Consider the following 17,773-nt stretch of genomic DNA (forward strand, 5'->3'; position numbering starts at 1 on the left):
ACAAAAAGCCCCCCGACATGCTCGATGACGGGGGGCTTTTTGTTGAGGAGGATCAGCATTGTGGCGATGCAGGCCCTATCGCTGATCATCGGCAACTGGAGCAAAGACTTCGCTAGCCCAACTACTCATGCTGTACTTCTGGACCACATCCGCAGGGGGATCAATATATTCCTCAGCGAGAAATGACGGCGGGATAACAGGGCGGTCACTGTCAATGACCAGAATGTTTCGCGCATCATAAAAATCGTAATTCATTACCGACGGATTGTTGGTGATGATCTTCTTCCGGTAGAACAAAGCGTCGAAGAAGCGAAAGCTCAGACCGGCATGGCCCGGCCGGACGATATCGATCAAGATTTCCGAGCGTCTAATCAGGTCGCCGACTTCATCGAGCGACATCCTTTCCCTGAAAAAAGTGATACCGGGACTGGCATTTTCGACCACCTTGCTTTGTACCAGGAACTTATAATTCGTGTGGCCAAGACGATCGAATTCCGCTGCAATCCTGCCCAACACGTCAATGCGGTTCTTGCCCGCCATCACTACGAACGCTTTGTACTCACGCGTCGTTTCAAGCGCTGTATTAAGCTCATAAATGTAGTTGCTGAGCTTCCGATATCCGTATTCCCGGGCGTCCGCATCGTCGAAGGTGTAGACCTTGTCGAAACGGGCCAGCTGAGCAACCGGCATGGCAAGTCGTGCAACGCCGTCAGACAGGAACGCGATGGTCTGTTGTGCCGCAACCATTGCCTGATCGACGAGCGTGATGTCGATTTGTGCGGGATTGATGATGAGTACAGAGTCGACTTTCCCGGCCTGTTGAATCTGACGGTGCGCTGCACGAACGGTCAGGAATTTCTTCAGCCATCGCCGCAGCTTTCCAGGTAGAAACTGGATCTCGTCGCGCGGTGCAGAAAGATCAACGAAAGTGACCTCATTGTTTTTGGCTAAGTAATCGCTCAGCCGCTTTACATAACCGCCGACGTCCCGACAAACGATCAGGAGCTTTTTCGATGTGATGCCGGGAGGCAGATAGGCCATGTCACTCTCGTAAAACGGGTTAAAGATAGCGGTGCCTTTCAGAACTTTTTCGCTGAATTGCGGATCTTGGTCGCGAGAAATCCATACTGATCTGTGGATCAGAAAGCGCTTGGCAACCCTCTGGAATTATATTTCTTCGGCTGTCTTATCAAGCCGCCTGCGGGGCGCAATGATAAAGGGTCGCTCGATTGACCAGTAGGTCAAAACGCTCAATGCGCTCACCACCAGAATGACAAGTGGCAAATACCATGCATAGCCAGCGAGTGTGCCGTCTGTGAAATTGTATATTTCCAGCAGACTGAACAGGCTGTAGATCACGATACCGTGCAGCAAATAGATACTGTAGCTCGCCTCCCCAAGGACCTTTAGCCCCTTGTGTTCCAGGAGTCCGTGCAGGCTGTTGCCTAGAACGAATAGTCCAAACGGAATACCGAGAATCAACATCTGCCCCGTTGAGTATGAGCGCATCTTCAGGCTCGCGAGCAGGACCCCGGCAGCAATGAGGCAGCACCAGAGATTTGAAAAGTTGATCGATGTCTTTCGCAGCCGAGGTTCAAAAAAGGCGACCGCCATACCCACCAGAAACAACTTAACGAATCGCTTATGAAATACGTGGTGATACTCCGTCCATAAGAGCGCAATCGCGCCGATGGAAATCACCAGGGCGAGGATCGGCAGTTGACGACGGAACAGGCAATACATGAGCGGGAGCGAGAGATAGAAAAGCGCCTCGTACATCAGTGTCCAATGCACAGAAGCGTTGATCAGCTTGCTGTCTGGAAATCCATTGATCGGTCCTCCCAGGAAGATTAACCAGCGACCAAGCGCGACGAGATGATCGAGCAGCGGGCTTAACTCCCCCCTTGTCTGGTAGAAACTGATGGCGACAATCAAGAGAACAGACGCGATGTACATCGGGAAAATGCGGCGCAATCGAGAGGAAAGCAGCGAGCCCCACTTGGGCTGCCCTCTGAGCACTTTTTGCGTAAAAAGGTAGCCCGTGATCATAAAGAACAAGGACACCGGTACGGCGCCCATATTGTTGACCACGCGGCTGTCAGAGACTTGCCAGGTTCCGGTGGTGTGCCACACAAAGGTGATGACGAAGTGGTGAACCATCACCGCGGTTGCGAGGACTCCACGCAGACCGTCCAACGACGATACTCGGTGTTGTGCTTCAGGGGCGAGCAAAGGGAAGCGCCCGGCGATCAAGCAGAACACACTGACGGAAAGCACGTATAGCGCCAGCAATTGAAAGGTTTCGATCATTGATTTGTACCAAATATGTTAGCTGGCTCAAGACCCGCAGCCGGGAGTTGTCAACGGTTGCCAGCTTTAGCACTCAGCGCTTTCCAGACCTTGCCGACAACCATCACCCCCGCCAACACCACTGCACCCGCGATGATCCCCGCTACCGCATTAAGCAACATCGGCACGATAAACCCGGCACCACCGGCACTGGCGGCCACGCCTTCGATCCAGTGATGCACCACCGGCACACCATGGGTGAGGATGCCGCCGCCCACCAGGAACATGGCCGCGGTGCCGATCACTGACAGGCTTTTCATCATGTAGGGTGCGGCACGCAGGATCGCGCCGCCGACGCTTTTGGCGACTTGTCCTGGTTTCTGTGTCAGCCAGAGCCCCAGGTCATCGAGCTTGACGATCCCGGCCACCAGCCCGTAGACGCCAACGGTCATGACAATGGCGATGCCCGAGAGCACGATCACCTGTTGGGTCAGTGGTGCATCGGCAACGGTGCCCAGGGTGATAGCGATGATCTCGGCCGATAGAATGAAATCGGTGCGCACCGCGCCTTTGATCTTGTCCTTTTCAAAGGCCACCAGATCGACCGCCGGATCCGCCACGGCCTCGACCAGTTGCGCATGTTCTGCCTCGTCTTCGGCCGGGCTGTGGAGGAATTTGTGGGCCAGTTTTTCGAAGCCTTCGAAACACAGGTAGGCGCCACCCACCATCAACAGTGGCGTCACCAGCCAAGGCACGAAAGCGCTGATGGCCAGCGCTGACGGCACCAGGATCAACTTGTTGATAAACGAACCCTTGGCCACCGCCCAGACCACCGGCAGCTCCCGCTCAGCCCGCACACCCGAGACTTGCTGAGCGTTGAGCGCCAGGTCATCGCCGAGCACGCCGGCGGTTTTCTTGGCGGCCATCTTGGTCATCAACGCCACATCGTCGAGGACGGTGGCGATGTCGTCGATCAGTACCAGCAAACTGCTTCCTGCCATGGAAGGCTCCTTGAACAATAATGCTGCGCAGCATACCGCGAGCAGCGGGGCCGTGGGGCATTCTTGAGCGCCGCGGGAGGCCGGTGCTACCATGCGCCACCGCCAGAACAGGCAAGGAACCCCTGGGTTTATGAGCACTATCCGCGAGCGCAACAAAGCATTGATCCTGCGTGCCGCCAGCGAAGAATTTGCCGACAAGGGCTTCGCCGCGACCAAAACCAGCGATATCGCGACCAAGGCTGGCCTGCCCAAACCCAACGTCTATTACTACTTCAAATCCAAGGAAAACCTCTATCGCGAGGTCCTGGAAAGCATCATCGAACCGATTCTCCAGGCCTCGACGCCCTTCAATGCCGAGGGCGTACCGGGCGAGGTGTTGAGCCACTACATCCGCTCCAAGATCCGCATTTCCCGCGACTTGCCCTTTGCCTCGAAAGTCTTCGCCAGCGAAATCATGCACGGCGCCCCCCACCTGAGCCCCGATCTGGTGGAGCAACTCAACGCCCAGGCCCGGCACAACATCGACTGCATCCAGACCTGGATCGACCGCGGCCAGATCGCCCCCATCGACCCCAACCACCTGATGTTCAGCATCTGGGCCGCCACACAAACCTACGCCGACTTCGACTGGCAGATCTCTGCGGTGACCGGCAAGGCAAAGCTGGATGAAGCCGACTATGAAGCGGCGGCGCAGACGATTATTCGGTTGGTGTTGAAGGGGTGTGAGCCAGACTGATGGACCGATTTGCCTTCATCGCGAGCAAGCTCGCTCCCACAGGACCTGCAGTGTACTTAGATTTCGCTATCGGCCGAGATCCCGTGTGGGAGCGAGCTTGCTCGCGATGAAGGCACCTCGACTTCAGATCGAACCCAGATGGCATCCCACAGCGAATAGTCACCAAGTCGCTTCACCAAACCTGCCCGCAGTGGGTTGGCGACAACATAACGAGCGAGCTTGACCAAGCCCTCCTCCCGTCGCAACGCTCGGTCATGGTATCCCTGCTGCCACAAACTACCTCGACGTCCTGTGGATAGGTTCACTGCCCGAGCGCTCATGGATTTGGTTTTTTGCATCAGCTTATCTAATGAGCTCTGTTGCAGTTCGATCAACCAATGGAAATGATCGGGCATAACCACCCAAGCCAGTGATTTTGCCCACCTCATATCCTGGGCATATCGAAATTGATCAACAACCAACCTGCCTAAGGCGAAATCCTGAAAAACAGGTCTTCGGTCGATTGTGTTGGTGGTCAGTAAGTAGATTCGGTTTAACTCGCCATAGCGGCCAGTGCGCAAGCGATGTGAAGCAGGTAGATCAGGCATTCCTTCGCCTCTCCAATGATAAGGTCATCAAAGGCTAGGCCAGTTGTTTTTGAATGCCGGACTGACTCTTGGCTGGATGTGTCTGACAGATCGTCATCGCGAGCAAGCTCGCTCCCACACTGGGTTTGCGGTGTTTTGCCATTATGTGTCCAGCATCAAACGCTGTGGGAGCGAGCTTGCTCGCGATGACGACAGGCCAATCACCGCCACATCAAGCCCCCCCTGCATCCGCCCGCAACTGCACCGCCTCCACAGCCTTGATCGCGACCTGTTCATCAATGTCCGAGGTGTCACCGCTGATGCCAATCGCCCCCAACACATTTCCCTCCTGATCCCTGATCAACACCCCACCCGGTGCCGGTATGACGCTGCCCTGCCCCAGGCTGTTCAGCGCGGCGATGAAGGCCGGGCGCTGCTGAGCGTCCTGGGCGAGCAAGCGTGAGCCTTTGCCCAGGGCGATAGCGCCCCAGGCCTTGCCGATGGCGATGTGTGGGCGAAGCAGGCTGGCGCCGTCTTCGCGCTGCAGGGCAATCAAGTGTCCGCCGCTGTCGAGGACCGCGACGGTCAGTGGTGCAGCGTTGATCTCACGGCCCATGGCAAGGGCTTGTCCCGCCAGGTTGACGGCGACGTTCAAGGTTAGAGCGCTCATAGGGTGCTGTCCTTTTGGGGATGGGAGAGCTTTCCGGTTTTCCAGAGAAACCGAACACATCAAATAGAACACAATTAGATAATTTTATGTATACAATAATTTTCACAAAGCGCTTTACACGACCAAGAGTCGCAGTATCTATGGCCTTCCGACGAATGAAACAGACGCTTGAGAAAATGAATTGACCTGCACCGTTCGCCGTGAATAGACTCTGCACAAAGCCACTTGTATACAATTACAAAACGTAAGAGGCACAAAACAATGAGCAAAATGAGAGCAATCGAAGCCGCCGTCCTGGTGATGCGCCGCGAAGGCGTGGACACCGCCTTCGGCATCCCCGGTGCCGCGATCAACCCGCTGTACTCGGCCTTGCAGAAGGTGGGTGGCATCGATCATGTCCTCGCTCGCCACGTTGAAGGTGCCTCGCACATGGCCGAGGGCTACACCCGCACCAAGGCTGGCAACATCGGCGTGTGCATTGGTACCTCGGGCCCGGCCGGCACCGACATGGTCACCGGGCTCTACAGTGCTTCGGCCGACTCGATCCCGATCCTGTGCATCACCGGGCAAGCGCCCCGCGCCCGTTTGCACAAGGAAGATTTCCAGGCCGTGGACATCACCAGCATCGTCAAGCCGGTGACCAAGTGGGCGACCACCGTCCTGGAGCCGGGCCAGGTGCCCTACGCGTTCCAGAAGGCATTCTTTGAGATGCGCTCCGGCCGTCCAGGCCCGGTGCTGATCGACCTGCCCTTCGATGTGCAGATGGCCGATATCGAATTCGACATCGATGCCTACCAGCCGCTGCCATTAGCCAAACCCGCCGCCAATCGCGTGCAGATCGAGAAAGCCCTGGCGATGTTGAATCAGGCTGAACGCCCATTGCTGGTGGCCGGCGGCGGGATCATCAATGCCGATGCGAGTGAGCTGCTGGTGGAGTTCGCCGAACTGACGGGCATTCCAGTCATTCCCACATTGATGGGCTGGGGCACGATCCCGGACGATCATCCGCTGATGGTCGGCATGGTCGGCCTGCAAACCTCCCACCGCTATGGCAACGCCACGCTGCTCAAGTCGGACGTGGTGCTGGGTATCGGCAACCGTTGGGCCAACCGTCACACCGGTTCGGTGGAGGTCTACACCGAAGGCCGCACGTTCATTCATGTGGACATCGAACCGACCCAGATCGGCCGCGTGTTCACCCCCGACCTGGGCATCGTGTCCGATGCCGCCTCGGCCCTGACGGTGTTCATCGAAGTGGCCCGTGAGTGGCAAGCCGCCGGCAAGCTGAAAAACCGCAGCGCCTGGCTGCAGGACTGCCAACAGCGCAAGGCCAGCCTGCAGCGCAAGACCCATTTCGACAACGTGCCGGTCAAGCCACAACGCGTCTATGAAGAAATGAACCAGGTGTTCGGCAAGGACACTTGCTACGTCAGCACCATCGGCTTGTCGCAAATCGCCGGGGCGCAGTTCCTGCATGTCTACAAACCACGCCACTGGATCAACTGCGGCCAGGCCGGTCCCTTGGGCTGGACCATTCCGGCCGCACTGGGGGTGGTCAAGGCCGATCCGAGCCGCAAGGTCGTGGCGTTGTCGGGCGACTATGACTTCCAGTTCATGATCGAGGAGTTGGCCGTGGGTGCGCAGTTCAAGCTGCCGTACATCCATGTCGTGGTGAACAACTCCTACCTGGGCTTGATCCGCCAGGCCCAGCGCGGGTTCGATATGGATTACTGCGTGCAGTTGTCCTTCGACAACCTCAACGCGCCGGAACTCAACGGTTACGGCGTGGACCACATCGCCGTGGCCGAGGGCCTGGGCTGCAAGGCGCTGCGGGTGTTCGAACCGTCCGGTATCCAGCCGGCGTTGCGCCAGGCCCAGGCTATGATCGAGGAATTCAAGGTGCCGGTGATCGTCGAGATCATCCTGGAGCGGGTGACCAACATCTCCATGGGCACCGAGATCAACGCCGTCAACGAATTCGAGGACCTGGCGCTGGTGGGTAACGATGCGCCGACCGCGATTTCGTTGCTCGATTGACTGCCGACGCACTCCGGTGGGAGCGAGCTTGCTCGCGATGACGGCGCTACATTCAACATGGATGCAAGCAGACACACCGCTATCGCGAGCAAGCTCGCTCCCACGGGGGGCCTGCCAACTATTTACAGGAGACCACCATGCCGCGTTTCGCCGCCAACCTGTCCATGCTCTTCACCGAGCTGGATTTCCTCGCCCGTTTCGAAGCGGCCGCCAAGGCCGGTTTCAGGGGTGTCGAATACCTGTTCCCCTATGACTACAACTCCGCCGAGCTCAAGGCCTTGCTCGACACCCACGGCCTGACCCAGGTGCTGTTCAATCTGCCCGCCGGCGATTGGGCCAAGGGCGAGCGTGGCATCGCCTGCCTGCCGGACCGGGTCGAAGAGTTCCGCGCCGGGGTCGACTTGGCAATCGCCTATGCCCAGGTGCTGGGCAACACCCAGGTCAACTGCCTGTCCGGGATTCGTCCGCAGAACTGCAGTGAAACCCTGGTGGAGAAAACCTTCGTCGCCAACCTGAAGTACGCCGCCGAGAAGCTGCAAGGCAAAGGCATCAAGCTGGTGATGGAAGCCATCAACACCCGCGACATTCCCGGCTTTTACCTGAACAACACCGCCCAGGCCCTGTCGATCCGCGAGCAGGTGGGCAGCGCCAACCTGTTCCTGCAATACGACATCTACCACATGCAAATCATGGAGGGAGACCTGGCCCGCACCCTGTCGGCGCACCTGGGCGAAATCAACCATGTGCAACTGGCGGACAACCCGGGGCGCAACGAGCCGGGCACGGGCGAGATCAACTATCGCTTCCTGTTCGAACACCTGGACCGCATTGGTTACCAGGGTTGGGTCGGCTGCGAATACAAGCCGCTGACCAGCACCGAAGCGGGATTGGGGTGGTTGAAGACCCATAACGCAATTTGATCCAACTCTTTCCCCTGTGGGAGCGAGCTTGCTCGCGATGGCGTCAATGGAGTCACACATTTTTGGGCTGACACACCGTCATCGCGAGCAAGCTCGCTCCCACAGAAAAGCATTCACTCATTTGCTTGAAGCAGCGATAAAAACAAGAGGATTTTCCCATGGCTAAAATCGGATTCATCGGCACCGGCATCATGGGTCACCCCATGGCGCTGAACCTGCAAAAGGCCGGGCACAGCCTGTTCCTGTCCCAGCACCACGATCCTGCCCCGGCCGACCTGTTGGCCAGTGGCGCGGTGGCGTTGGCCGACCCGAAGGAAGTGGCCCAGGAAGCCGAGTTCATCATCGTCATGGTCCCGGACACCCCGCAGGTCGAAGACGTGTTGTTCCGCGCCGATGGCGTGGCGGCTGGCGTCGGGCCAGGCAAGGTGGTGATCGACATGAGTTCGATCTCCCCCACCGCCACCAAAGCGTTTGCGGCGAAGATCAACGAAAAAGGTGCGCAGTACCTCGATGCCCCGGTCTCCGGCGGTGAAGTCGGCGCCAAGGCCGCGACCCTGAGCATCATGGTCGGGGGCGACAGCGCCGCCTTCGAACGCGCCCTGCCGCTGTTCCAGGCCATGGGCAAGAACATCACCCTGGTGGGCGGCAACGGCGACGGCCAGACCGCCAAGGTCGCCAACCAGATCATCGTCGCCCTGAACATCCAGGCCGTGGCCGAAGCCCTGTTGTTCGCTGCGAAAAACGGCGCCGATCCGGCCAAGGTCCGCGAAGCGCTGATGGGCGGCTTCGCTTCGTCGAAGATCCTGGAAGTGCATGGCGAACGCATGATCAAGGGCACCTTCGACCCGGGTTTTCGCATCAGCCTGCACCAGAAGGACCTGAACCTGGCCCTGCAAGGTGCCAAGGAGCTGAACATCAACTTGCCCAACACCGCCAACGCCCAGCAAGTGTTCAGCACCTGCGCAGCCATTGGCGGCAGCCACTGGGACCATTCGGCGCTGATCAAGGGCCTGGAACACATGGCCAACTTTTCGATTCGCGATCACTGATCCCCCAGCCTTTAAATGCCTTTGGGTAAGTATTCGCTCTGTTTTTTCATCAGGGCGAATGCCACCCGGCACAACTTGCGGGCGAGGACCACCCACGCCCTGGGCCTCGGCCATTAACCGCCTCGTTCACCCTGGCCTGCTGGCTGATCCAGGCCAGCCTCGACGCTGCGCCTTGCACTCTGCGGGGCAATCACCCTAGGCTTCGCTGATTCCTGGTTCAGGCGAAGATTATGGACAGCAGCAACAACTGGCGTGAACGTCTCTACGTCATGATTTTCCAGACCGACACCGTGGGCGGTCGACGCTTCGACAGCATCCTGTTGTTGATCATCCTCGCCAGCCTGGTGATCGTGATGCTCGACAGCATCGACAGCGTGCACAAAAACTACGCCACCCTGTTGGCCGCCATCGAATGGGGCTTCACCTTTATCTTCATTGTGGAATACGGCCTGCGCCTGTACTGCTCACCCAAGCCGTTGCGCTATGCCTTCAGTTTCTACGGCCTGGTGGACCTGCTGGCGATCGTGCCGGGCATCCTGGCGCTGTACTACAGCGACGCCCAGTACCTGCTGATCGTTCGCATCATCCGTATGCTGCGGATCTTCCGGGTGCTCAAGCTCAGCCCTTATCTCAAGCAGGCCAACTACCTGGTGGCGGCGCTGCGGGGGAGCAAGCAGAAAATTATCGTGTTCCTGGTCAGCGTATCGACCCTGGTGACCGTATTCGGCACCTTGATGTACGTCATCGAAGGCCCCGGCAATGGTTTCACCAGCATTCCCAAGGGCATCTATTGGGCTATCGTGACACTGACCACGGTGGGCTTCGGCGATATCGTGCCCAAGACGCCACTGGGCCAGGTGGTTTCGTCCTTGGTGATGATCACGGGTTACTCGATCATCGCTGTGCCCACCGGCATTTTCACCGCTGAACTGGCCACCGCCATGCGCGGCGACCAACTCAAGCATGATTGCCCGGTGTGCAGCAAAAACAACCATGATCACGGGGCGGCTTTTTGCTCCCGGTGTGGCAATGCATTGTTTAAGAAATTGGAATAAGCAAAGCACCTTTTAATGCTTGAAGGCCTATAAGCTTGCCATTAGTGTGCTGGCTAACCGCCCGGAACCCCATTCAATAAAAAGGAATTCGCAGTGAAGAACTTCTTTGGCGCCTCTCTTCTCGTCGCCGGCCTGACCTTCGGCAGCCTGGCCCACGCCGCCCCGACCCTGCTTAACGTCTCTTACGACGTGATGCGCGATTTCTACAAAGACTACAACGCAGCCTTCCAAAAGCACTGGCAAGCCGAACACAACGAAAACATCACCGTGCAGATGTCCTTCGGCGGCTCCAGCAAGCAGGCGCGTTCGGTGATCGACGGGTTGCCGGCGGATGTCATCACCATGAACATGGCCACCGACATCAACGCCCTGGCGGACAACGGCAAACTGGTGCCCGAGAACTGGGTCACCCGCCTGCCGAACAACAGTGCGCCGTTCACCTCGGCCACGGTATTCATCGTCCGCAAGGGCAACCCCAAGGCGCTGAAAGACTGGCCGGACCTGCTCAAGGACGGCGTGCAAGTAATCGTGCCCAACCCGAAAACCTCCGGCAACGGCCGCTACACCTACCTGTCGGCCTGGGGTTATGTGCTGAAGAATGGCGGCGACGAAAGCAAGGCCAAGGACTTCGTCGGCAAGCTGTTCAAACAGGCGCCCGTGCTGGACACCGGTGGCCGCGCCGCAACGACCACCTTCATGACCAACCAGATCGGCGATGTGCTGGTGACCTTTGAAAACGAAGCCGAGATGATCGCCCGCGAGTTCGGTCGCGACCAGTTCGAAGTGGTCTACCCGAGCGTCTCCGCCGAAGCCGAGCCACCGGTGACCGTGGTCGACAAAGTGGTCGAGAAAAAAGGCTCCCGCGAAGCCGCCGAGGCGTACCTCAAATACCTGTGGTCGCCCGAAGGCCAGGAAATCGCCGCCGCCAACTACCTGCGCCCACGGGACCCGGCCGTACTGGCCAAATACACCGACCGCTTCCCGAAAGTGGATTTCCTGTCAGTGGAAAAGACCTTCGGCGACTGGCGCACGGTGCAGAAGACTCACTTCAATGATGGTGGGGTTTTCGACCAGATCTATAGCGGGCAATAAAGAGGCTTTGGGTGGCGAGGGAGCTTGCTCCCGCTGGGCTGCGTAGCGGCCCCATCTTTTTGCGGTTGCTGCGCAACCGAGCGGGAGCAAGCTCCCTCGCCACACATACAGTGTTCGCCGCAACCATCAACGACAAGCATGTCTGATATCAGCTACAAAGCCTGTTCCAGAGCGCCACAACTCTTTAGCCTCACGCCATCCTTTTCCAGCTACCGATGAGATTGCCATGAGTGCCCACCCCGCCGCCGTGCCCGCCGGCACAAGCCTGACCCGAGGCATGGTCCTGCTGTTCGCCTTCTGCTGCGGCGCCATCGTCGCCAACATCTACTACGCCCAACCCATCATCGAACTGATCGCCCCCGACGTCGGCCTCAGCAGCACCATGGCCAGCCTGATCGTCTCACTGACCCAGATCGGTTATGCCCTGGGCCTGTTTTTCCTGGTACCACTGGGGGACTTGCTGGAAAACCGCCGCCTGATGATCCTCACCACCGTGGTGGCGATTGCCAGTTTGCTGGCGGCGGCGTTCACCGATCAGCCGAACGTATTCCTGCTGGTTTCGCTGCTGGTGGGTTTCAGTTCGGTGTCAGTGCAAGTGCTGATTCCCCTGGCTGCGCACCTGGCGCCGGAAGAATCCCGGGGGCGGGTCGTCGGTGGGATCATGGGCGGCCTGTTGCTGGGGATCCTGCTGGCGCGGCCGATCTCAAGCGTGGTGGCCGATCACTTCGGCTGGCGGGCGATGTTCATGATCGCCGCCGTATTGATGGCCGCGATCAGCATCGTCCTGGCGCTGACCGTGCCCAAGCGCCAACCCGACCACAGCGCCTCCTATGGCCAACTGCTGGGCTCGCTCGGCACCCTGCTGCGTCAACAACCGCAGTTGCGTCAACGGGCGTTTTACCAAGCCTGTATGTTCGCCACGTTCAGCCTGTTCTGGACCGCCGTGCCGCTGGAGCTGTCCCGCAACCATGGCCTGTCCCAGACTGAAATCGCCCTGTTCGCCCTGGTCGGAGCCATCGGCGCCATCGCCGCGCCCATCGCCGGTCGCCTGGCGGACGCTGGCCATACTCGCATTGCCTCGCTGTTGGCAATGGTGTTTGCCAGCCTGAGTTTCCTGCCGGCATTCATTCATCCGCTCTACAGCGTCATCGGCCTGGCCGTGACCGGCGTGGTCCTGGATTTCTGTGTGCAAATGAACATGGTCCTGGGCCAGCGCACCATCTACGCCCTCGATGCCAAGAGTCGCAGCCGGTTGAACGCGTTGTACATGACCAGCATCTTCGTCGGTGGCGCGTTCGGCTCATCGATTGCCAGCGCGGTGTACGAACACGGCGGCTGGTTGTGGGTGGTAATCGTCGGCAGTGCCTTCCCACTGTTGGCTTTGTTGCGTTTTTTGAGCGCCTCGCAGAAACAGTCCCTGGCGACGGCTTGAACATCGACGCAGCAAACAATGCCCGGCAGCCATGGCTACCGGGCTTTTTTATTGACGGTCAGATCCGCACATTGCCTCGCGGCCCGGCAATTGCCCAAATGATCAAGCCCAACACTGGCAGCAGAATGATCAGCAGCACCCAGAGGATTTTCATCCCGGTTTCAGCGCCACTCTTGAGCACATTGATGATCGCCCAGATATCGAGCGCCAGGATGATCAGGCCGATCAGGCCGTTGAAGGTGGAACCCATGGTGTCGCTCCCAAATGGTGGTAGGCACACTTAGGATAGCGGGCCATCGGCCAGGGTTCCGTTTTATTGCTTCAGACGTGGACGGCGACTTTGAGGGCTTCCAGGGCCGGCGCGGCGGCGATGCCGATTTCGGCACACAGTTCCAGCACCCGCGGCAGGTCGTTGCCGTACACCAGCACCATTTGCAATTCATCGTCGAGCAACTGGCTGAAGTTCAACAGCACGTAGCCACCGTTTTCCTTGTTCAGGCTGCCCATCTGGATCTGGATGCGGTTGAGCGCCGTGAGGGCTTCGGTTTTCGCCAGTTGCTTGGGCTTGAGATTGAACGCCACGCCGGGGCCGAACGAGGCGACGATCTGCTCGAACAGATCAACGTAGGTGTCGGCCTGGAACAGCACGGTGTCTGGCAGGCTGCCCACCACCACCCATTCGCCCAGTGGAATCGGGAAGGAGTCGTCGTAGTTGATGTCGGGGTTGGCCGCCAGGAAAGCCAACGGATCAGCGTAGGCCTGGGCCGCTTCGTCAGCGATTTTCGCAATGTCCTCATCGCCCAGGCAGCCGGAGCTGATTTTGCTGATGAGTTCGACGAGTGCGGCTTTCATGGGGTGGATCCTGTGGTGAATTGGGGTTTTGAGGGCGCGCAGGATAGCGCATTCACATTGCCCGAGTCAGGCACCCGTGGCGAGGGAGCTTGCTCCCGCTCGGCTGCGAAGCAGTCGTAGATCCGCTGAACAGGGTAAACCTGACAGGTCGCGGTGGCTGAATTTGGGGCTGCTTCGCAGCCCAGCGGGAGCAAGCTCCCTCGCCACAGAGTCAAAAGCGACCGGCGCCTGAGCGCTCAACCCAACAACTTCTCCAACTGCGCCGTGGTATCCACCGCTCCCATGGTCTTGGCCGCATCCAGGGCCGTGACGCCGTTGGCATCCTTGGCTTTCGGGTCGGCGCCTTTGCTGATCAGGTAATCGACGATTTCCACTCGATTGAACATCGCAGCCATCATCAGCGCGGTGCGGCCATCGAAGGAGGAACCTTCCACCTGGGCACCGCCCTCCACCAGCGCCGTGACCACCGCCAAGTCGCCCTTGAACGCCGCGCCGGCAATCGGGCTCTGGCCGTTGTCGTTGCGCACTTCCGGATCGGCCTTGTGTTCCAGCAGCACTTTCACGGTTTCCACATGCCCGTGGTACGCGGCCAGCATCAGCAAGGTGTCGCCCTTGTGATTACGCAGGTTCGGCGGCAGGCCTTTGCTCAGCAAGGCGGCCATCATGGCGGCGTCGCCCTGGCGCGCGACGTTGAACACCTGCTCGGCAAACTCCGCAGCCTCTTCCGGGGTCATCTGGCGGCTTGTATCGGACATCGGAAACTCCACTCAAGTCTTTGCAAAGCGGCTAGTTTCCCGAGGGAGTCGGTACCTGTCATCCCTTTTTTATCTGCACCGCCCATAGTCAGAATCAATAGCGGTACTGCCCGCCCTGGATCTGCGTCGCCAGTTGCCGGTCTACCCGCACGTAGGTTTCGGTGCCTGGTAGCCAGGCGAAGACCGGCTCATCGCCCATGACACAAGGGTCGAAGGCTTCGGCCCTGAGGCGGGTTTTCTGATACTTGAAGGTGCCGGTGGTGTCCATTTTCACCTTGATGCGCAGGAACAGCGGCACCGCATAGGCGGGTAGTTTGCGTTGCAGGAACTGCAACAGCTCACTGAAATCCAGCATCGCCAGGGACTCCGCCGGGGTGATCGCCGCCATGCCGGCGCGGCCGTTGGTGCCATTGATCTCGACGCCATAGGCCACCGCCTCGGACACCTGCGGGTGTTGCAGCAGCACGTTTTCGACTTCCGTAGTGGAGACGTTTTCGCCCTTCCAGCGGTAAGTGTCGCCGAGGCGGTCGACGAACTGCCCATGGCCAAAGCCAATGTTGCGCAACAGATCACCGGTGTTGAAATAGCGGTCGCCAGGCGCAAAGACATCCCGATAGATGGTTTTCTCGGTCTTGGCTGGATCGGTGTAACCGTCCAGCGGCGCCTTGTCGTCGATCCGCGCCAGTAACAGGCCCGGCTCCCCCCTGGGCACTTTCTGCATCCGCCCTTGCAGGTTGCGCAGTGGCGTTGCGCTGTCGTGGTCGTACTGCACCAATTCCCAACCCATCAGTGAAAACCCGACGGTGTTGTCGAAATTCAGCACGTTGGTGAAGCCGATATTGCCGTCGCTGGCCGCGTACAGCTCGCAGATATGGTCGATGCCGAAGCGCGTCTTGAACGTTGACCAGGCCCCCGGACGCAGGCCATTGCCGATCATCTTCGTCACCCCATGGTGGCGGTCTTCGGGACTGGCAGGCTGGTCGATCAGGTAGCGACACAACTCTCCGACATAACCCAGGCTGGTCGCCCGGTAGCGGCGCACATCGCTCCAGAACTGACTGGCACTGAACTTGCGCCGGATCGCAAACCCCGATGCGCCACAGATCGCCGCGCCCCAGCACACGCACAGGCCCGTGGCGTGGTACAGCGGCAAGGTGCAATAGACGATGTCATCGGGCTGCATGTCCAGGGCGATCAGGCCGAAACTGGTGGAGGTGCGCATCCAGCGCCCGTGGCGAAATACCCCGGCCTTGGGCAGCCCAGTGGTGCCCGAGGTGTAGAGATACAGGCACGGATCGTTGAAGAAGACCTGTTGGCTGCTGACCGGGTTATCGCCTGGATAATCGCTACTGCGACTGAACAGGTCGACAAAACCGGGAGGCGCATCGGCGCTGTCCTGATCGGCTACCCACCAGGTTCGAGCGCTTGGCAGTGCGGTTCGGCCGCGCACCTCGTTGAACACGGCGACCCGCTCCTCCCCCACCACCACGGCGACCGGCGCCACCAAGGCGAGGCTGTGCACCAGTGCATCGCCCGTTTGCGAGGTGTTGAGCATGGCGCTGACCGCGCCGACCTTCGCCACCGCCAATACCGTGATCAGCAATTGTGGACGGTTCTCGATGAAAATCGCGATGCAGTCGCCTTTGCCGATGCCCTGCGCCAATAAGCAGTGGGCGATGCGATTGGCCTGCTCGTTGACCTGTGCATAACTCCATACCGCGTCGCCGCACAGCAATGCAGGGCCCTGTGGATTGCGTTGCGCGGCCTGTTCGAAACACCAACCCAGTCCGCAGGGCTGGGTCGGGTCCTGGACGTTGGCGAGTTTCATGCCTTTGATGATTCGGGGAACGGCTCTGGCAAGGGTGGGCAGCTTGCGCAGCATCATGCCCCAGGTAATGGCGTCGCTGGGTGTACGACTCATGGTGATTTTCCCCGTTTGACCTCGTGGGTCTCGGTTCTTGTTATCAGGCTGGAGGTGATTGTGGATCGAAAGTACGCCAGCGATTCCGGCGCTGTACATGCGGTTTTTGCAATGTTTTGTATCCGCAGCCCAGGACAGGCGGAGCATGAGCGCCCAATGATCAAATGGTTCCAAAAAAGATTGCCGGACCACGCAAAATGCAGGATGCACGATGGCCATTCATGCAAGATGCACGAAAGCAAAAAAGCAGTTAATTATTAACTGATTGTTTTTAAAGGATTTTAAATACTAACTGAGGCTGGCACAGACACTGCAACTACCCCTTCACGGTTTGCCATCAAAACCATGGAGCAGTCAAATATGAACATGATTCAAGAAAAATTCTCGTCCCTGTTTTCCAACTACGAAGTGACCACGCAGGCTCGCCCGGATGGCGGTATCCTGCTGACACTGCGCAATAACGAAGGCAAACAGTTGAAACGCTCGATTTCTTACGCGCAGTTGCACGCCGGTGACCAATTGTCTTGGGTGATCAGTGCAATCCGTCGCGACCTGGCTGAACAGGCCAGCGAATTGCCACAGATCACGCTGCTGCAGAGCCAACATCGCTTCGCCCTGCCGACCTACCACAGCGCCTGATAGCGCAGTGTCTTGAATCAGGCCATGGCGCTGATAACGCCATGGCCTGATTTCGTTTCGTCGCCGAATGGCTTCAAAAGCGTGAAGGATCGATTCGGGCGAAACTGCCCACAGTCACATGCCCTGCCAACTCACCGCCCTCCCGGGCCACGCCGCAGGTTGCCATCCCCGCATCGCGGGCCGCGTCCAGCTCCTGGACGATGTCGGACAAAAATAGAATCTCCCCCGCTGCAACGCCCACCGCCTCGCTGATGCGCTGGTAAGACTGCGCGTCCCGCTTGGGCCCCGACGTGGTGTCGAAATACCCGCTGAACAACGGCGTCAGATCGCCGGCCTCGGAACAACCGAAAATCAGCTTCTGCGCCTGGATCGAGCCCGAGGAATAAACGAACAGCCGGAAACCTTCCTGGTGCCAGTGCTGGAGCGCTTGCACGGCGTCCGGGTAAACGTGGCCTTTCAACGTCCCGGCTTGATACCCCTGCTCCCAGACCATTCCCTGCAACGCCTTGAGCGGTGTGGCCTTGCGGTCCTCGGCGATCCAGCCCAGCAGGATCGCAATGACGCGCTCGACGTCCGCGTCTGCTTCTCCACTGTCTTGGCGCACAGCGGCCAGTTGCTCGACCACGTCAGCGCGCTCGGCGTTCTGCCGGACGAAATCCGGCAAATGTCCGGCGGCATAGGGAAACAGCACGTCAAACACGAAACTCACGGCGCTGGTGGTGCCTTCGATATCGGTGAGGATGGCTTTGATCGGCATCG

17 protein-coding genes and 1 pseudogene are annotated in these 17,773 nt (G+C 59.0%); 8 read left to right on the plus strand and 10 right to left on the minus strand.

Going from position 1 to position 17,773, the window contains the following annotated elements; translation table 11 throughout:
• Nucleotides 1-75: 75 nt before the first annotated feature.
• From QNH97_RS20800 to QNH97_RS20810, 3 genes are all read right to left on the minus strand, one after another.
• Complete coding sequence (locus QNH97_RS20800; RefSeq protein ID WP_283553700.1) at nt 76-1,041, minus strand: WaaS/CpsH family glycosyltransferase; 966 nt, start codon at nt 1,039-1,041, stop codon at nt 76-78.
• A 126-nt stretch (nt 1,042-1,167) separates the two neighbouring features.
• Entirely contained in the window at nt 1,168-2,310 is a 1,143-nt protein-coding gene (locus QNH97_RS20805; RefSeq protein ID WP_283553701.1) for an acyltransferase family protein, read from the minus strand.
• Between the two features lie 50 nt (nt 2,311-2,360).
• Complete coding sequence (locus QNH97_RS20810; RefSeq protein ID WP_283553702.1) at nt 2,361-3,290, minus strand: DUF808 domain-containing protein; 930 nt, start codon at nt 3,288-3,290, stop codon at nt 2,361-2,363.
• A 130-nt stretch (nt 3,291-3,420) separates the two neighbouring features.
• On the opposite strand from QNH97_RS20810, the gene QNH97_RS20815 reads away from it, so the two are divergent.
• Entirely contained in the window at nt 3,421-4,026 is a 606-nt protein-coding gene (locus QNH97_RS20815; RefSeq protein WP_283553703.1) for a TetR/AcrR family transcriptional regulator, read from the plus strand.
• Nucleotides 4,027-4,157: 131 nt separating this feature from the next.
• Here QNH97_RS20815 and QNH97_RS20820 read toward each other — a convergent pair.
• Together QNH97_RS20820 and QNH97_RS20825 are read right to left on the minus strand one after the other, a co-directional pair.
• Nucleotides 4,158-4,613 (minus strand): annotated as a pseudogene (locus tag QNH97_RS20820) (REP-associated tyrosine transposase); the annotation flags it as partial.
• A gap of 211 nt (nt 4,614-4,824) precedes the next feature.
• Nucleotides 4,825-5,262, minus strand: a complete 438-nt coding sequence (locus QNH97_RS20825) for a GlcG/HbpS family heme-binding protein (RefSeq protein ID WP_283553704.1) — start codon at nt 5,260-5,262, stop codon at nt 4,825-4,827.
• 261 nt (nt 5,263-5,523) lie between these two features.
• Between QNH97_RS20825 and gcl the strand changes: the two genes are divergently transcribed.
• From gcl to QNH97_RS20855, 6 genes are all read left to right on the plus strand, one after another.
• Entirely contained in the window at nt 5,524-7,299 is a 1,776-nt protein-coding gene (gene gcl / locus QNH97_RS20830; RefSeq protein WP_283553705.1) for a glyoxylate carboligase, read from the plus strand.
• Between the two features lie 137 nt (nt 7,300-7,436).
• Nucleotides 7,437-8,219 carry a hydroxypyruvate isomerase gene (gene hyi, locus QNH97_RS20835; RefSeq protein WP_283553706.1) on the plus strand — a complete coding sequence of 261 codons (783 nt, stop codon included), beginning with the start codon at nt 7,437-7,439 and terminating at the stop codon, nt 8,217-8,219.
• A gap of 158 nt (nt 8,220-8,377) precedes the next feature.
• Nucleotides 8,378-9,268, plus strand: coding sequence for a 2-hydroxy-3-oxopropionate reductase (locus tag QNH97_RS20840; protein WP_283553707.1), 891 nt, complete (start codon nt 8,378-8,380; stop codon nt 9,266-9,268).
• Between the two features lie 230 nt (nt 9,269-9,498).
• Nucleotides 9,499-10,323 (plus strand): ion transporter, encoded by an 825-nt coding sequence (locus QNH97_RS20845; protein WP_283553708.1) that lies wholly within the window; start codon nt 9,499-9,501, stop codon nt 10,321-10,323.
• 93 nt (nt 10,324-10,416) lie between these two features.
• Complete coding sequence (locus QNH97_RS20850; protein WP_283553709.1) at nt 10,417-11,415, plus strand: sulfate ABC transporter substrate-binding protein; 999 nt, start codon at nt 10,417-10,419, stop codon at nt 11,413-11,415.
• Between the two features lie 226 nt (nt 11,416-11,641).
• Entirely contained in the window at nt 11,642-12,847 is a 1,206-nt protein-coding gene (locus QNH97_RS20855; RefSeq protein ID WP_283553710.1) for an MFS transporter, read from the plus strand.
• A gap of 58 nt (nt 12,848-12,905) precedes the next feature.
• On the opposite strand, the gene QNH97_RS20860 is transcribed toward QNH97_RS20855, so the two are convergent.
• The 4 genes from QNH97_RS20860 to QNH97_RS20875 all read right to left on the minus strand — a co-directional run bounded on the left by QNH97_RS20860 (nt 12,906) and on the right by QNH97_RS20875 (nt 16,375).
• Nucleotides 12,906-13,097, minus strand: coding sequence for a PLDc N-terminal domain-containing protein (locus QNH97_RS20860; RefSeq protein WP_003223221.1), 192 nt, complete (start codon nt 13,095-13,097; stop codon nt 12,906-12,908).
• Nucleotides 13,098-13,168: 71 nt separating this feature from the next.
• Complete coding sequence (locus tag QNH97_RS20865; protein ID WP_283553711.1) at nt 13,169-13,699, minus strand: hypothetical protein; 531 nt, start codon at nt 13,697-13,699, stop codon at nt 13,169-13,171.
• 236 nt (nt 13,700-13,935) lie between these two features.
• Nucleotides 13,936-14,454 carry an ankyrin repeat domain-containing protein gene (locus QNH97_RS20870; protein WP_283553712.1) on the minus strand — a complete coding sequence of 173 codons (519 nt, stop codon included), beginning with the start codon at nt 14,452-14,454 and terminating at the stop codon, nt 13,936-13,938.
• A 94-nt stretch (nt 14,455-14,548) separates the two neighbouring features.
• Complete coding sequence (locus tag QNH97_RS20875; RefSeq protein ID WP_283553713.1) at nt 14,549-16,375, minus strand: long-chain-acyl-CoA synthetase; 1,827 nt, start codon at nt 16,373-16,375, stop codon at nt 14,549-14,551.
• 360 nt (nt 16,376-16,735) lie between these two features.
• Here QNH97_RS20875 and QNH97_RS20880 point away from each other — a divergent pair, with 360 nt between their 5' ends.
• Entirely contained in the window at nt 16,736-17,014 is a 279-nt protein-coding gene (locus QNH97_RS20880) for a DUF3509 domain-containing protein (protein ID WP_283553714.1), read from the plus strand.
• Between the two features lie 73 nt (nt 17,015-17,087).
• Here QNH97_RS20880 and mtnC read toward each other — a convergent pair whose 3' ends face one another.
• On the minus strand, nt 17,088-17,771 hold the full coding sequence (gene mtnC, locus QNH97_RS20885) for an acireductone synthase (protein WP_283553715.1): 684 nt from the start codon (nt 17,769-17,771) through the stop codon (nt 17,088-17,090).
• Between the last annotated feature and the right edge of the window lie 2 nt (nt 17,772-17,773).

The organism is Pseudomonas sp. G2-4, from assembly GCF_030064125.1.
Taxonomy (GTDB): domain Bacteria; phylum Pseudomonadota; class Gammaproteobacteria; order Pseudomonadales; family Pseudomonadaceae; genus Aquipseudomonas.

Excerpts from the sequence above, each read along its gene's own strand:
- QNH97_RS20810 (WP_283553702.1), bottom strand. The coding sequence starts at position 3,290 with ATGGCAGGAAGCAGTTTGCTGGTACTGATCGACGACATCGCCACCGTC.
- QNH97_RS20845 (WP_283553708.1), top strand. The coding sequence starts at position 9,499 with ATGGACAGCAGCAACAACTGGCGTGAACGTCTCTACGTCATGATTTTC.
- QNH97_RS20870 (WP_283553712.1), bottom strand. The coding sequence starts at position 14,454 with ATGTCCGATACAAGCCGCCAGATGACCCCGGAAGAGGCTGCGGAGTTT.
- QNH97_RS20800 (WP_283553700.1), bottom strand. The coding sequence starts at position 1,041 with ATGGCCTATCTGCCTCCCGGCATCACATCGAAAAAGCTCCTGATCGTT.
- gcl (WP_283553705.1), top strand. The coding sequence starts at position 5,524 with ATGAGCAAAATGAGAGCAATCGAAGCCGCCGTCCTGGTGATGCGCCGC.
- QNH97_RS20865 (WP_283553711.1), bottom strand. The coding sequence starts at position 13,699 with ATGAAAGCCGCACTCGTCGAACTCATCAGCAAAATCAGCTCCGGCTGC.
- QNH97_RS20855 (WP_283553710.1), top strand. The coding sequence starts at position 11,642 with ATGAGTGCCCACCCCGCCGCCGTGCCCGCCGGCACAAGCCTGACCCGA.
- mtnC (WP_283553715.1), bottom strand. The coding sequence starts at position 17,771 with ATGCCGATCAAAGCCATCCTCACCGATATCGAAGGCACCACCAGCGCC.
- QNH97_RS20880 (WP_283553714.1), top strand. The coding sequence starts at position 16,736 with ATGAACATGATTCAAGAAAAATTCTCGTCCCTGTTTTCCAACTACGAA.
- hyi (WP_283553706.1), top strand. The coding sequence starts at position 7,437 with ATGCCGCGTTTCGCCGCCAACCTGTCCATGCTCTTCACCGAGCTGGAT.
- QNH97_RS20860 (WP_003223221.1), bottom strand. The coding sequence starts at position 13,097 with ATGGGTTCCACCTTCAACGGCCTGATCGGCCTGATCATCCTGGCGCTC.
- QNH97_RS20875 (WP_283553713.1), bottom strand. The coding sequence starts at position 16,375 with ATGAGTCGTACACCCAGCGACGCCATTACCTGGGGCATGATGCTGCGC.
- QNH97_RS20805 (WP_283553701.1), bottom strand. The coding sequence starts at position 2,310 with ATGATCGAAACCTTTCAATTGCTGGCGCTATACGTGCTTTCCGTCAGT.
- QNH97_RS20825 (WP_283553704.1), bottom strand. The coding sequence starts at position 5,262 with ATGAGCGCTCTAACCTTGAACGTCGCCGTCAACCTGGCGGGACAAGCC.
- QNH97_RS20840 (WP_283553707.1), top strand. The coding sequence starts at position 8,378 with ATGGCTAAAATCGGATTCATCGGCACCGGCATCATGGGTCACCCCATG.
- QNH97_RS20815 (WP_283553703.1), top strand. The coding sequence starts at position 3,421 with ATGAGCACTATCCGCGAGCGCAACAAAGCATTGATCCTGCGTGCCGCC.